At 52.2% G+C, this 14,278-nt stretch carries 9 protein-coding genes and 1 tRNA gene; 2 read left to right on the top strand and 8 right to left on the bottom strand.

What is annotated here, in order from left to right; genetic code table 11:
- Positions 1-49 precede the first annotated feature (49 nt).
- Positions 50-2,905, top strand: coding sequence for a valine--tRNA ligase (locus AACY82_RS01470; RefSeq protein WP_339614984.1), 2,856 nt, complete (start codon positions 50-52; stop codon positions 2,903-2,905).
- 403 nt (positions 2,906-3,308) lie between these two features.
- Positions 3,309-3,599 carry a hypothetical protein gene (locus AACY82_RS01465; protein WP_339614983.1) on the top strand — a complete coding sequence of 97 codons (291 nt, stop codon included), beginning with the start codon at positions 3,309-3,311 and terminating at the stop codon, positions 3,597-3,599.
- Between the two features lie 158 nt (positions 3,600-3,757).
- Here AACY82_RS01465 and AACY82_RS01460 read toward each other — a convergent pair whose 3' ends face one another.
- The 8 genes from AACY82_RS01460 to pyk all read right to left on the bottom strand — a co-directional run bounded on the left by AACY82_RS01460 (position 3,758) and on the right by pyk (position 14,267).
- Entirely contained in the window at positions 3,758-6,034 is a 2,277-nt protein-coding gene (locus AACY82_RS01460; RefSeq protein WP_339614982.1) for a discoidin domain-containing protein, read from the bottom strand.
- Positions 6,035-6,813: 779 nt separating this feature from the next.
- Positions 6,814-6,903 (bottom strand) — tRNA-Ser (locus AACY82_RS01455).
- Positions 6,904-7,122: 219 nt separating this feature from the next.
- Complete coding sequence (csrA, locus tag AACY82_RS01450) at positions 7,123-7,314, bottom strand: carbon storage regulator CsrA (RefSeq protein ID WP_339614981.1); 192 nt, start codon at positions 7,312-7,314, stop codon at positions 7,123-7,125.
- 233 nt (positions 7,315-7,547) lie between these two features.
- The gene (locus tag AACY82_RS01445; RefSeq protein ID WP_339614980.1) at positions 7,548-8,783 is read right to left on the bottom strand and encodes an aspartate kinase; all 1,236 of its coding nucleotides are present in this window, start codon (positions 8,781-8,783) and stop codon (positions 7,548-7,550) included.
- Positions 8,784-8,915: 132 nt separating this feature from the next.
- Positions 8,916-11,510, bottom strand: a complete 2,595-nt coding sequence (gene alaS / locus AACY82_RS01440; protein WP_339614979.1) for an alanine--tRNA ligase — start codon at positions 11,508-11,510, stop codon at positions 8,916-8,918.
- A gap of 65 nt (positions 11,511-11,575) precedes the next feature.
- Positions 11,576-11,773, bottom strand: a complete 198-nt coding sequence (locus tag AACY82_RS01435) for a Trm112 family protein (RefSeq protein ID WP_339614978.1) — start codon at positions 11,771-11,773, stop codon at positions 11,576-11,578.
- Positions 11,774-11,866: 93 nt separating this feature from the next.
- On the bottom strand, positions 11,867-12,709 hold the full coding sequence (locus tag AACY82_RS01430; protein ID WP_339614977.1) for a M23 family metallopeptidase: 843 nt from the start codon (positions 12,707-12,709) through the stop codon (positions 11,867-11,869).
- 121 nt (positions 12,710-12,830) lie between these two features.
- Positions 12,831-14,267: a pyruvate kinase gene (gene pyk / locus AACY82_RS01425; protein WP_339614976.1), complete on the bottom strand. Its 1,437-nt coding sequence runs from the start codon at positions 14,265-14,267 to the stop codon at positions 12,831-12,833.
- Positions 14,268-14,278: the final 11 nt, after the last annotated feature.

The following is a 14,278-nucleotide window of genomic DNA, read 5'->3' as shown; positions in this document are numbered from 1 at the left end:
AGCGCGCCCCAAAGATGGCGCCCAGCAATGATCAAAGGCAGTGACATCCATGGATAAAACCTATCAGCCCCAAGCCATCGAGCAAAGTTGGTATCAAACTTGGGAAGAGCGCGGCTACTTTAAACCCCAAGGCGGGGATAACGCCTACAGTATTATGATTCCGCCGCCCAATGTCACTGGCAACTTACACATGGGCCACGGTTTTAACAACGCCGTGATGGATGCCATGATTCGCTATCACCGCATGCGCGGTGACGACACTTTGTGGCAAATGGGTACCGACCACGCCGGTATCGCCACGCAAATGGTGGTCGAGCGGCAACTGGCCGCCGAAGGCGTTAGCCGCCACGATCTGGGGCGCGAAAAATTCTTGGAGAAAGTCTGGCAGTGGAAAGAGCAATCCGGGGGCAATATCACCCGGCAGCTGCGCCGGCTTGGCTCGTCACTCGATTGGTCTCGCGAGCGCTTTACCATGGACGATGGTTTGTCCGATGCGGTTAAAGAAGCATTTGTACGCCTATACGACGACGGCCTGATCTACCGCGGCAAACGTTTGGTTAACTGGGACCCAAAACTGCACACCGCCATCTCGGATGTTGAAGTCGAAAATCACGATGAAAAAGGTTTTATGTGGCACCTGCGCTACCCGCTCGCCGATGGCGCCACCACCACCGAAGGCAAAAGCTATTTGGTGGTTGCCACAACGCGCCCCGAAACGATGCTGGGCGATACCGCCGTTGCCGTGCACCCCGAAGACGAGCGCTATGCGTCGTTAATTGGTAAAGAGATTGAGCTACCGCTAGTAGGCCGCCGCATTCCGATCGTGGCCGATGATTATGTCGAGCGCGAATTCGGCACCGGCTGCGTCAAGATTACCCCGGCACACGACTTTAACGACTACGAAGTCGGCAAGCGCCACGGCATGGCACTGATCAACGTATTGGACGAAAGCGCCGCGATTCTTGCTGCCGCCCAAGTCTTTAACATGGATGGCAGCAGCAACGATCAAGTGGACACCACTCTGCCCACCGCTTACGCAGGCATGGACCGCTATGTGGCGCGCAAGCAAATCGTCGCCGACTTAGAAACTGCTGGCCTGCTGGAAAAAATAGACGATCACGCCCTTAAGGTACCGCGCGGCGATCGTTCGGGCGTGGTAATTGAGCCCTGGCTGACCGATCAGTGGTACGTTAGCACTACGCCTTTGGCCGAGCCCGCTATTAAAGCGGTCGAAGATGGCGACATTCAGTTTGTGCCCAAACAGTACGAAAACATGTATTTCTCGTGGATGCGCGACATTCAAGATTGGTGTATCTCTCGTCAGCTATGGTGGGGTCACCGCATTCCCGCCTGGTACGACGAAACCGGCAAAGTCTACGTCGGCCGCGATGAAGCCGAAGTGCGCAGCAAACACCAATTAGCCGAGTCAGTCGTGCTTAAGCAAGATAACGACGTACTGGACACTTGGTTTAGCTCTGGGCTCTGGACCTTCTCGACCTTGGGCTGGCCCGAGCAAACGGAATTTTTGAAAAAATTCCACCCCACCGATCTGCTGGTAACGGGCTTTGACATTATTTTCTTCTGGGTTGCCCGGATGATTATGATGACCATGCACTTGGTTAAAGACGAGCACGGCAAAGCGCAGGTGCCATTTAAAACCGTGTACGTCCACGGTTTGGTGCGCGACTCTCAGGGCCAGAAGATGAGCAAATCCAAGGGCAATGTTTTAGACCCACTGGATATCATCGACGGTATTGATTTAGACACCTTGGTACAAAAGCGCACTACCGGCTTAATGCGACCAAAAGACGCCGCTAAAATCGAAAAACAGACCCGCAAAGAGTTTCCCGACGGTATTGAGTCGTTCGGCACCGACGCGTTGCGCATGACGTTTTGCTCACTAGCATCAACCGGCCGCGATATTAAATTCGATATGGGCCGGGTAGAAGGCTACCGCAACTTTTGCAACAAAATGTGGAACGCCACCCGTTACGTGCTAATGAACACCGAAGGCGAGGACTGCGATCAGGACAACAGCGGCAACTATGAACTGTCACTGGCCGACCGCTGGATTACCAGTCGTTTGCAACAAGCCGAGCAAGCCGTTACCGAGGCGCTGGACAGCTACCGTTTAGACCTTGCCACTCAGGCGTTCTACGAGTTTTTTTGGAACGAATACTGCGACTGGTATTTAGAGTTATCCAAACCGATTTTATGGGACGAGAACGCCAGTGACGCGCAGAAAAAAGGCACCCGCCGCACCTTGATTCGCGTGCTAGAGGCTACCTTACGCCTAGCGCACCCACTGATCCCGTTTATTACCGAAGAGATTTGGCAGCGTATTAAGCCCCTAACCGGCGCCACCGGCGAGACCATCATGCTGGCCGCCTACCCCGCTGCCGACAACGATAAAGTCGACCCATCGGCGAGCGCCGATATCGAGTGGTTAAAAGGCGTGATTGTGGGTATTCGGACCATTCGCGGCGAGATGAATATCGCCCCCGGCAAGCACATCCCCCTGTTTCTGCAGCACGGCAGCGACAACGATCAACGCTTGCTAGACAACAACCGCCAATACCTGCAAAAGCTCGCCAACCTAGAATCTATCGAGTGGCTCGCAACTGACGCCGAGGCCCCCGCATCGGCTACCGCATTGGTGGGTAAACTGGAAATTTTGGTGCCCATGGCCGGCTTGATTGACGTGGACGCCGAGCGCGCACGGCTAAACAAAGAGATCGATCGCCTGGCGAAAGATCACGAGCGCACCGCTGGCAAACTGCAAAACCCTAAATTTGTCGACAAAGCCCCCGCCGAGGTCGTATCCAAAGAGCAGCAAAAGCTCGAAGACATTGACGCCTCGTTGGTCACTTTACGCGAGCAGCTGGAAACACTCGCGAAACTCTAAAAGGTAGCGGTTTTACACCTGACATCACCGGATAGATCAGCGATCCGGTGATGTCTTCACCCAAAAACATCCCCCCAAACGCCCTCGCAAACGTTTCGTCCGGCGTCAAATCTCCGGCAATATTTCGGCGACGGCAGATACTTCATCCACTAACGCCACAATACTGATAAAGAATAAAGAAAAGACGCTGATATACCATCTAGAAATAACTGAATGTTTAGATTTGCGCCAAAACCATAACAAATTGATTAGTGAAAGATATTTCCAGAAGCGCAAAGCAGTGGCAGAATAGCCCCACAGAAATGTGAACCGGGTCACACTGTTGCAACAAGAACAACAGCCCACCCTCGTAAAAGGCGGTCACAGGGACCGCGTTATCGACCTTACCATGATGGATACTGTTATGAAAAAAGCTCTTATTGCCGCTAGCCTGCTAACCGTTTTTGCCGCTGCCAGCACTCAAGCGTGCGACAAGCCACAAAACCGCCCTGCGATCCCGGATCCAACGACAGCGGTAACCGCACAAATGGTTAAAACCAACAACGAAGTAAAAGCTTACGTGCGCGCCACCGAATCTTACTTAAGCTGCGCCAAGCTTAGCTCAAATGAATTGCGCAGCGCCGAAACCGAACTCAAGGACTACGCCGAAGAGTTCAACAAAACGATTCGTACATTTAAGCAATTAAACAGCTAAGCGCGACACTGGCTATACGCATCGATAAAAGCCCCTTCATTGGGGCTTTTTTATGTAAACATCACGGTGCTTAACCCTCTGAGTTTTACCCACTCGCCTGAAGCGATAAAACCGGCCCGAAAATAAGGCCGGCTTCATTAACACACTAGCACCCTGGCCTAAGGCGCATCAGGACCTACATCGCTTGCCGTTAGCTTTGTCGGCGCACTGATGCTAGGCGCGCCAGACAGCACCGCCACTTCAGAAGAGCTAAGTGAGCCGCCACCAACGGCCGCGGCAGTGCCTGTGGCGTATGCCCGGTTGCCAGACCAGGTGTTAGATGAATCATTGGCGTAATTGTTAAACAAAATACCCTCGCTGCCCACCACAAGATTATTATCAACGCTAATGTTGTAAGGCATATTGCCGTAGTTATCGCTACCGATGTGAATACCACCACCTACACTATCAACAATGGTGTTGTCGTATACCGAAAGGTTACTTGGCGTCTCATGGCTATCGGCACCGGTACTGTCAGAGGTATCACCGGAGTCAATCAGGATCGGGCGGCGCCAGCTAATACCGGTCAGGCCTTCCATGTAGTTGTCGTAAATCAGGTGACCAGAACCGTATACACGAATACCACCGGTTTGATAGTTATCATCATCCCAGTTCGCGCTCGCGCCTTCACCATAAAAGTAGTTGCCGTACGCCTCGTTATCGGAGCCTAAGCGGAACGACAGCGAACCCATAGAGTTTTTAAAAATGTTGTAACGAAATTTATTATTTGAAGTTTTAACGGTGATAATTTCATTCTCACCGTCACAGTTTTCAAACAGGTTATATTCCACAACGTTGTTAGTCACTACGTCTTGCGAATCCGCGATACCCATCGCCATAACTTCTCGATCCGAATCACCGGTGGGTGTGGTGCCATCGGGAACATAGGGATAAATATCTTTAAAGTGGTTGCGGTAAACATGCAAATGCTTTGTCATAAGCGGGTCATCAAACTGGGTTTTGATGTAACTGCCGGTCAGCTTGTAACCTTCGGAGGTAAACATTTGGTTTTTACCGCGAAATTCGTTGTAGCCGATCGAGATGTATTCGCTGGCTTGGGTAGTAACAATCGCGGTTTGACTGTTCATCACATCGGTGTGGTCAAAGGTATTACGCAAAACCTGAATATTGGTGGAGTTAACAATTTTCAGGTAAGTGCTTTCGTCGTTAGGTCCAAACACAAAACCTTGCACAATGATGTTATTGCTGTTGTCGATCGTAGCATTAGTCAGGGTAGTGCCACCAATCGATGCCGCACGAATCAGCACCGGCGAATTAAAGCTCAGGTTTTTAAGAGACATTTCACCCGAGCCGGTAACGATAATCTCGTCGCCACCGGAGGCACCTGCCAGCACATCGGCAACATCGTCAGGCGATGCGGTATAAGTGTTACCACCCCCTTCCCAAGGCGCCGACGAGCTCGACGAGGAGCTATTGTCAACAGAAGAAGAGCTGCTGGATGACGATGCCGTGCTAGAGCTAGAAGACGAACTGCTTGTCTCATCAGCGTCTGCACTCACACTCATTTCCGTTAGCGAATTCCAATCGTTTGCACTATTACCGTAGCCGACATAACGGACATAACGTGCATCTGTCTCTGAGACAGTAAACGATTCCAGAGACGTGCCAAAACCCGAGCTGGTGGCGCCGGAGATAAGCGTATCCCAATCTGAGCCATCGGTACTGACTTGAATATCAAACGATGAAGTACGTTGGTCACCTTTATAGAACGCGATATTGACACTGCCAACTTGTTGCACACGGCCTAAATCCAACTGCAACCACTCGCCGCTGCCATTAGCCGACCAGCGAGTATCTAGGTCGTTATCCAATACATTGCTGGCGACGTTGCCATCATCAGAGCTTGCCGAGGCCCCCACTGATCCCGCAGAACTACTACTAGAAGATTGACTGGATGAGCTACTGCTAATCTCTGAACTGTTAATATCGACTTCGGTAATGCTGTTCCAGCTATTGGATGTATTGCCATAACCGACGATTCTTACGTAGCTCGCCTCAGAATCTTCCACATCAATGTTCTGCTGCGTCGCGGTACTCGCTACCTGATCGCCGTAGAACACGCTTTCCCAACTACTGGCATCGGTTGAGGTTTGAATATCAATAGTTGAGGTGCGCTGATCGCCCTTATAGAACGCGACATCAAGCGATTCGACGTTAACAACAGAGCCTAAGTCAAACTGTATCCACTGACCATCCCCGTCCGCGGACCAACGGGTAGAAAAGTCATTATCGAGGGTATTATCCGGTGTATTTCCGTCGTTATCAGAAGCACTTACTGCCACAGGCTCAGCGGTAAAACTAACGGCGGAATGGGAAACCGCCAAAAGTGCCGCCAACAACGTTAATTTTCCAGGCACGCGAATATGTTTATTCATGGACATAATCTCCTACTGTGTTTTTATAAGTATTGCCGCGACTACATACGAGCACACCACAAAGGTTTTCACTCGTATCCGGCACTAAGAAACCACTGACTGCGAAAAAGAAACGACAAAGCCACAGTTTGTGATCTGTGCGTGAGCTTGATTTATTAGTTTTTTCAAGTCAGCTTAACTGTGCGCCCAAGCGTGTCAGGCAGCGAACTCTCGCACAACGCGATTGCTCGCACGGCGTAACCAAAGAATTCAGGCGAGATCACCACGCTTAATTAGCTTTAACCCACCACTTGGTCGCCTTATTTGATAAGCACACTCTAAGCGCAACCGCGCTGCGCTTACCAAATAGTGAGCTGACAGTAGCGCAACACACACCAATTTGTACACCGAATTAACTACCAATTTTGTGACGCAGGACGACTAAATAAAACATTTGATAAAAGGTGTCGTCAGAAACCTCTAAAATACTGAATAAGCCGAAAAATTAGGCGGTTCAGCGGCATTTTGGTTACCAATTTAGCAACCTGTTAATTAAGTTTGACAGCGCTCGACAAAACACAGCCTCAGAGTTTCGACACGCGGCAAACACCACCCCGAGCCGAAGAGAACTTAAAGCCTCTAACCGACCTCCTGAGGCCTTTCTGGCACACGTGGTCCCGCCACCGTGCTGCGAGGAGCGATACAGGCAGGAGCCGCTGCCAGGGGCAACAAGCAGCTCTCCAACCTTTAGACATAAAAAAGCCGCCGGTGCTATTCAGCGTCCGGCGGCTTTTACTGTATGGCGGAGAGGGAGGGATTCGAACCCTCGATACCGATCAAGGTATACTCCCTTAGCAGGGGAGCGCCTTCGGCCACTCGGCCACCTCTCCGTGTCAATTAAGCGTAAACACACGTTTGTGGCTTCGCTCAACTGGGGCGGCATAATACCATATTCCACAGAAATTCAAAGGGTTGTGAGTCATCGCAGGCAAAAAAAATGCTCTTCTGGTGATGATTCAAGCGGCTTGAATAAAATTGATACAACCCATAAAAAAACGGCAACTTAAAAGTTGCCGTTTATCGGACATACTATATGTCGCCGGAGGACACTATGCTAAGCCGTCTTCCTGATTTTGCTTTTCGCGCTGAATGCGCTGATAAATTTCCTCGCGATGTACCGCGATATCTTTTGGCGCGTTGACACCAATGCGGACTTGGTTGCCTTTTACACCCAGTACAGTGACAGTGACTTCATCACCAACCATCAAGGTTTCGCCAATACGGCGGGTCAAAATCAACATAACCTACTCCTTATTTCCATCCTGTTCTGCGGCCGGATTCCTCTCTCCACTGCCGCCATAAGTTAACCCCCGCTTGCGTACCTAATGCCATATTGCAGGTCCGAACCTTAATGTCCGTTACTGACAGTATTGACCATTTTTCGCAAAAAGGGGAGTTGCCCCCAAAAAGGTTTTCTCAAACCCCAAACATCCGTCTTTTATGGTGCAGGCTTACGCACAGAACAGAAGCTGTGTTACGCCTGTACCGCTTCGGCGTCCAAGCCGAAGGCGCTGTGCAAACTGCGCACAGCCAACTCGAGATACTTTTCACTGATAATCACGGTGATCTTGATTTCAGAAGTCGTGATCATCTGGATATTAATGCCCTCTTCTGCCAGAGCTGTAAACATGGTTGAGGCAACACCGGCGTGCGAACGCATACCAACTCCAACAATAGATATTTTGGCGATCGCATCATCGCTGATGACCTCACGTGCGCCTATATCTTTAGCTACGTCGGCAAGCACCGCTACGGTTTTGTGCATATCAGCTTTGTTCACCGTAAAGGTCAAGTCCGTGGTGTTGTCGGCCGCCACATTTTGGACAATCACATCAACTTCAATGTTGGCTTTGCCAACCGGCGCCAATATTTTAGACGCGACGCCCGGGGTATCGGGAATGCCCGCCAAGGTAACTTTTGCTTCATCGCGGTTAAAGGCGATACCAGAGACAACAGGTTGTTCCATAGTGTTCTCATCCTCATCGAGGGTAATCAAGGTTCCCGGCCCGTCTTTAAAACTAGACAAAACCCGCAGCGGGACGTTGTACTTGCCGGCAAACTCCACTGAGCGAATCTGCAAGACTTTAGAGCCTTGGCTCGCCATTTCCAGCATTTCTTCGAACGTAATTTTTTCCAGTCGTCGCGCTTTTTCAACCACGCGCGGATCGGTGGTGTAAACGCCGTCAACGTCGGTATAAATTTGGCATTCATCAGCTTTTAACGCCGCCGCCAAAGCGACACCTGTGGTGTCCGAGCCGCCGCGACCTAGCGTCGTAATATTGCCTTGCTCGTCCACACCCTGAAAACCGGCCACCACCACTACCCGGCCCGCGGCCAAATCCGCGCGCATATTGCCATCGTCAATCGACTGAATACGCGCTTTGGTGTGGGAGTTGTCGGTTAAAATCTTAACTTGTGTACCGGTATAAGAACGCGCATCCCAGCCACGCTTTTTAAGCGCCATACACAGCAGAGCAATTGTGACTTGCTCACCAGTCGAGACCAGCACGTCCATTTCCCGGGGGTCGGGGGCTGGCTGGATCGCATTTGCCAACGCAATCAAACGGTTTGTCTCACCACTCATGGCCGACACCACAATCACCATATCGTGACCGTCGGCGCGAAACCCAGCAATTTTGTCAGCCACCGCCTCAATTCGCTCTACGGTGCCTACCGAGGTACCACCGTATTTCTGTACCAATAAGCTCATTCCCGGCCTATTCCTCATATTTCTCGGTTAATTAACACCGTTCGCGACAGGCTTGCGCAAAAGGCGGCAATTAAACACCAAACTAAGACAGTTGTTAATCAGTTTGTTGCACTGTTATACAATTATTTACACTCAAAGTGCGCCCTTCACCCAGTCAGCAACAGACGCTAACGCGCCGTCCAGTGCCGCTGTGTCAGTACCGCCACCTTGCGCCATGTCTGGGCGGCCACCGCCCTTACCACCGACCATTGCGGCAACGTGACGCATCAAATCCCCGGCCTTAATACGTGTGGTAACGTCTTTACTGACGCCCGCGACCAGAGCAATCTTGCCCTCTTCCACACAGGCCAATAAAACCACTGACGAGCCGAGCTTGTTTTTCATTTGATCGACACTGTCACGCAGGGATTTAGCATCCGCACCTTCCAGTTTTACCGCGAGCACCTTAATGCCTTCGACCTCGGTGGCCTCGGCAACCAAGTCGCGGCTGCCCGCGGTTGCCAGCTTGGTCTTTAAGCCCGCTAGATCTTTCTCCAGTTTGCGGTTTTGCAGCGCAAGCTGTTCGAGCTTATCCACCAGATTCTCGGGGCTGGCCTTAATAATGCTGGCGGCGTGTTGCAGACGCTCATCGAGCTGATCGAATAACGCCAGTGCGGTACGGCCAGTAACGGCCTCCAGCCGACGTACACCAGAGGCGATGCCCGACTCGCTCGTAATACGCATCAGGCCAATATCCCCGGTACGAGCCACGTGGGTTCCGCCACACAACTCGACCGAAAAACCATCACCCATGGTCAGTACACGAACTTCACTACCGTACTTCTCGCCAAACAGTGCCATAGCGCCACGCTCTTTGGCGGTTTCCATATCACAAAGCTCAGTTTTAACCGCTGTATTGGCACGAATCTGATCGTTAACCAGGGCTTCAATCGCCTTCAGCTCAGCGGGTGTGACACCTTCAAAATGCGAAAAATCGAACCGCAAGCGCTCGGAGTCAACCAGCGAGCCTTTTTGCGTCACGTGCTCCCCTAATAGGGTACGCAGCGCCGCGTGTAATAGATGCGTTGCCGAGTGATTCAATGCGGTTGCGGTACGGACATCGGCGTTCACCTGGCCCTGCAGCACATCGTCAGGTGTGATTTCACCGTGTAACACCCGGCCAATATGTAAAAAATTACCACCCTGTTTAATACAGTCGCGCACCTCAAAGCGCACGCTACCGGCCTCAAGATAACCACTATCGCCCGCCTGGCCACCGGACTCGGCGTAAAACGGGGTTTGATCGAGCACTAACGCAACGTTATCGCCGGCAATCGCGCGCTCTACCGTCACCCCGTCACGCAAGACGGCCAGCACTCGGCTGTCACCGGCCAGCTCGGTATAACCGGTAAACTCGGTAGCCGGTAAGTCGAGCGCGGCTTGGGTGTAATCAACTTTAAATTGCCCGGCGGCCCGTGCCCGCTCACGCTGCTGGGTCATCGCGCTTTCATAGCCGTCTTGGTCGATTGTCAGGTTGCGCTCGCGGGCAATATCAGCGGTCAAGTCAACGGGGAAGCCGTAGGTGTCGTAAAGGGTAAACACAACATCGCCGGGGATTTCAGTTCCGTTAAGCTCCGCCAAGGCGGACTCTAAAACTGTCATGCCTTTATCGAGGGTCTTAGCAAACTGCTCTTCTTCGGCCAGCAGGACTTTGGCTATTTGCGCCTCGCGCTCGATTAACTCCGGGTAGGCATCTCCCATGACCTCGGCCAATGCGGCAACCAGCGAGTAAAAGAATGCGCCCTCTTGGCCCAACTGGTGACCATGACGCACCGCGCGGCGAATAATGCGGCGCAACACATAGCCGCGACCTTCATTAGACGGTAAAACACCGTCGCTAATTAAAAAGCTACTTGAGCGGATGTGATCGGCGATCACACGCAAGGATTTATTTTCCAAATCCTGCGATCCGGTGGCTTTAGCGGCGGCTTTTAACAGATGCTGAAACAGGTCAATCTCGTAATTAGTGTGCACTCCCTGCATCACGGCGGCGATACGCTCTAACCCCATACCGGTATCGATTGAGGGGTTTGGTAGCGGTTTGAGCTCGCCATCGGTTTGGCGCTCGTACTGCATAAACACCAAGTTCCAAATTTCGATGTAACGGTCCAGGTCGTCGTTTTCACTGCCTGGAGGGCCGCCGGGCACATCGGCACCATGATCGTAAAATATTTCAGAGCTGGGGCCGCAGGGCCCGGTATCGCCCATCTGCCAAAAGTTATCTTCATCCAAACGCGAAAAACGCTCGGCGCTCACGCCGACTTCTTTTAGCCAAATATCCGCCGCCTCATCATCCGAGATATGCACCGTAATCCACAGACGCTCTTCGGGCAGCTTAAGGACACCCGTCAAAAACTCCCACGCATAATGAATGGCATCGCGCTTAAAATAGTCGCCAAAGCTAAAGTTGCCGAGCATTTCAAAAAAAGTATGGTGGCGCGCGGTATAGCCGACGTTTTCTAAGTCATTGTGTTTGCCGCCAGCACGCACACAACGCTGCGAGCTGGTCGCGCGGCTGTAATGACGTGGATCTGAGCCGAGAAAAACGTCTTTAAACTGCACCATCCCGGCATTGGTAAACAGCAAAGTCGGGTCATTGCCCGGCACTAAAGAGCTGCTAGGGACGATGGTGTGCTGCTTTGATTCAAAGTAGTGTAAAAAGGCGTCGCGAATTTCAGCGCTTTTCATAGGGTATCCGTCGGTTCAAGTCGTTGTTGTGCAGTATTCGTAATTGTGGTGCGATTTCGCCGGTATCAGCGGTGTTTGTGTTGCTGTTTTTCTTCGTCAGAAAGGCGCCTTGCCTCACTTTCTAGCATGACCGGAATACCGTCCCGAACAGGGTATGCCAGCCCGGAGCTCCAGCAAACTAATTCATTTTTATCGGCTTGATAGTCCAGTTCAGCTTTGCTCACCGGACACACCAATATACTGAGTAGCTTTTTGTCGATCATTTTGTTACCTAGCCTCTGCCTTACCCTGTGGGTGGCGGCAAAAATCAGTAATGTGTGGGGGCGCTATATTACACTGCCGTGACGCCGCTGTCTTCACGGCGAACCGGCAGCATCTGGAGCCGGCATTGGCCCCACAAGTGTGGTTGGATCGACTCGCTGGTTGAGCCAGTTCATCCGCCAATCTAAGTGCGGGCCAGTGGCTCGACCAGTGGCCCCGACCTGGGCTATCACATCGCCCTGCTCGACCCGTTGGCCAACCTCTACAACAACCTTAGATAAGTGGATAAAGGTCGACGACAATCCGTGCCCGTGATCAATTATCAAGGTGCCGCCAGAGAAAAACAGATCCGGCTCAGCTAACGTCACCTTACCCGCTGCCGGCGCACTTACCGGTGTACCCGTCGGCGCCGCAATATCGACCCCGTAGTGAGGGCGACGCGGCTCACCGTTATAAACTCGTTGCGAGCCGTATACCCCAGTAATGGGGCCAGTCAGCGGCCATTTAAAGTCCTGCGTAAAATCAGTTGCCACACCGCGCTCTTGCCGCGCCTGCCATACTTTAGCGGCCTCTTTACGAGAGCGCTCTTGCTGCGCGGCCGACGGGGTAACGGTTTTCTGCGGCACCCCTTCAATTTTTTGAATTTGATACTCTTTTGGCGCAACTTTGTAGGTCGTCTTTCTCACCTCGCCGTCTGGCAGCACCAGCGTGAGTTGGGCGCTAGCGGCGGCATCGCGCCCCAAACCAAACACAAACTCGCCCGCTTCCCCGACCATCACAGCGGTGTCATCAAGTTGCAGCTGGGCACCAACCGGCACACGGCCGCGCAACACGGCACCCTGCTGCCACATCCCGTCCAACTCAATAGGATTACCAGGCGAGCTCGCCTGCGCGGTGCAGCACAGCGCCAGCCCCAGCACTAAAATCAATGTTTTCATATATCCTCCGGGTGCAGTATTGCGTTTGTGATGTTACACCATCTACGCTGTCGCGCTTTGCATCAGAGCAAAAAAAACGGCAGCCGAAGCTGCCGTTTTGTTGCTCTAAAAATTCCGCGGGTCATTCACCGACTTTAAGAATCTTCATCGCATTTGTACCGCCGAGCTGATCGGTATCACCACCGGTGATAATAACCATATCGCCATCCGCCAAAACACCGTTATCTTTCAGGATATTCATGGCACGCACGTAATCGGCACTAGAAGGCGCACTTACGCTTTCAAACGGCACCGGACGCACACCGCGATACAAGGCAACGCGACGCTGCGTGGCAATATGACGCGAAAATGCAAAAATTGGCAGCTGTGACCCGACCCGAGACATCAAGCGAGGCGTGGTGCCAGACTCGGTCAACGCGATAATAGCCTTCACGCCCGGCAAGTGGTTTGCCGTGTACATGGCCGCCAAGGCAATAGACTCATCGATGGTGCCAAACGATTCATTTAAACGGTAAGAATCGTAGCTCGCCTGCGGGTGCTGTTCAGCCCCCACAATAACGCGAGCCATCGCCTCTACCGTTTCAACCGGAAAGTTACCGGCCGCGGTTTCGGCAGAGAGCATCACCGCATCCGTACCATCCAGTACCGCGTTAGCCACATCAAACACTTCGGCGCGAGTTGGCAAAGGGCTGTTAATCATCGACTCCATCATCTGAGTCGCGGTAATAACCACTTTATTCTGCGCGCGCGAGCGGGCAATAATGCGTTTTTGCACACCGATCAGTGCCGCATCGCCAATCTCGACACCCAAATCACCTCGGGCAACCATCACCGCGTCACTAGCGGCAATAATTTCATCCAGTATCTTGTCATCAGCCACGGCTTCTGCGCGCTCGATTTTAGACACCAAACCCGCTTTGCCGCCAGCTTCTTCCAACAGCTTGCGCGCGGTGTTCATATCATCGGCGCTGCGCGGGAAGGATACCGCAAGATAATCAACATCGATCTCGGCGGCGGTTTTGATATCGGCAAAGTCTTTTTCCGTCAAAGCCGGAGCGGTTAAGCCACCGCCTTGACGGTTAATGCCTTTATTGTTCGACAAAGGTCCGGCAACACTGGTAGTGCAAAAAACCTTAGTACCTTCAATTTTATCGACGTCCAAAACCACACGACCGTCATCCAACAACAATTTATCGCCGGCGACACAATCGTTTGGCAGCTCTTTGTAGTCAATACCAACACTTTCTTGAGTGCCGGCATCGCGTTCAAGCGAAGCATCCAAAACAAACTTATCGCCAATAGCCAAGCGAATCGGACCATTGGCAAAGCGAGCGATGCGGATTTTAGGCCCTTGCAGGTCACCCAGTACCGCAACGTAACGGTTGTGCTTGCTGGCCAAGCGGCGCACGGCTTCCGCACGCCCTTTGTGATCTTCCGGAGAACCGTGAGAGAAATTTAACCTCACCACGTTGACTCCGGCAAGAATCAGCTTCTCTAGTACTTCTTCCGACTCTGACGCAGGCCCCAGTGTACTGACGATTTTTGTACGGCGTAACATAGTATCTCTCG

The sequence above is a fragment of the uncultured Gilvimarinus sp. genome (assembly GCF_963972205.1).
In the GTDB taxonomy this organism is placed as follows: Bacteria; Pseudomonadota; Gammaproteobacteria; order Pseudomonadales; family Cellvibrionaceae; genus Gilvimarinus; species Gilvimarinus japonicus.
This window is presented reverse-complemented; position numbering and strand designations above follow the sequence as displayed.

Coding starts and splice junctions, on each gene's coding strand:
- AACY82_RS01470 (WP_339614984.1), top strand. CDS start 50: ATGGATAAAACCTATCAGCCCCAAGCCATCGAGCAAAGTTGGTATCAA.
- AACY82_RS01465 (WP_339614983.1), top strand. CDS start 3,309: ATGAAAAAAGCTCTTATTGCCGCTAGCCTGCTAACCGTTTTTGCCGCT.
- AACY82_RS01460 (WP_339614982.1), bottom strand. CDS start 6,034: ATGAATAAACATATTCGCGTGCCTGGAAAATTAACGTTGTTGGCGGCA.
- csrA (WP_339614981.1), bottom strand. CDS start 7,314: ATGTTGATTTTGACCCGCCGTATTGGCGAAACCTTGATGGTTGGTGAT.
- AACY82_RS01445 (WP_339614980.1), bottom strand. CDS start 8,783: ATGAGCTTATTGGTACAGAAATACGGTGGTACCTCGGTAGGCACCGTA.
- alaS (WP_339614979.1), bottom strand. CDS start 11,510: ATGAAAAGCGCTGAAATTCGCGACGCCTTTTTACACTACTTTGAATCA.
- AACY82_RS01435 (WP_339614978.1), bottom strand. CDS start 11,773: ATGATCGACAAAAAGCTACTCAGTATATTGGTGTGTCCGGTGAGCAAA.
- AACY82_RS01430 (WP_339614977.1), bottom strand. CDS start 12,709: ATGAAAACATTGATTTTAGTGCTGGGGCTGGCGCTGTGCTGCACCGCG.
- pyk (WP_339614976.1), bottom strand. CDS start 14,267: ATGTTACGCCGTACAAAAATCGTCAGTACACTGGGGCCTGCGTCAGAG.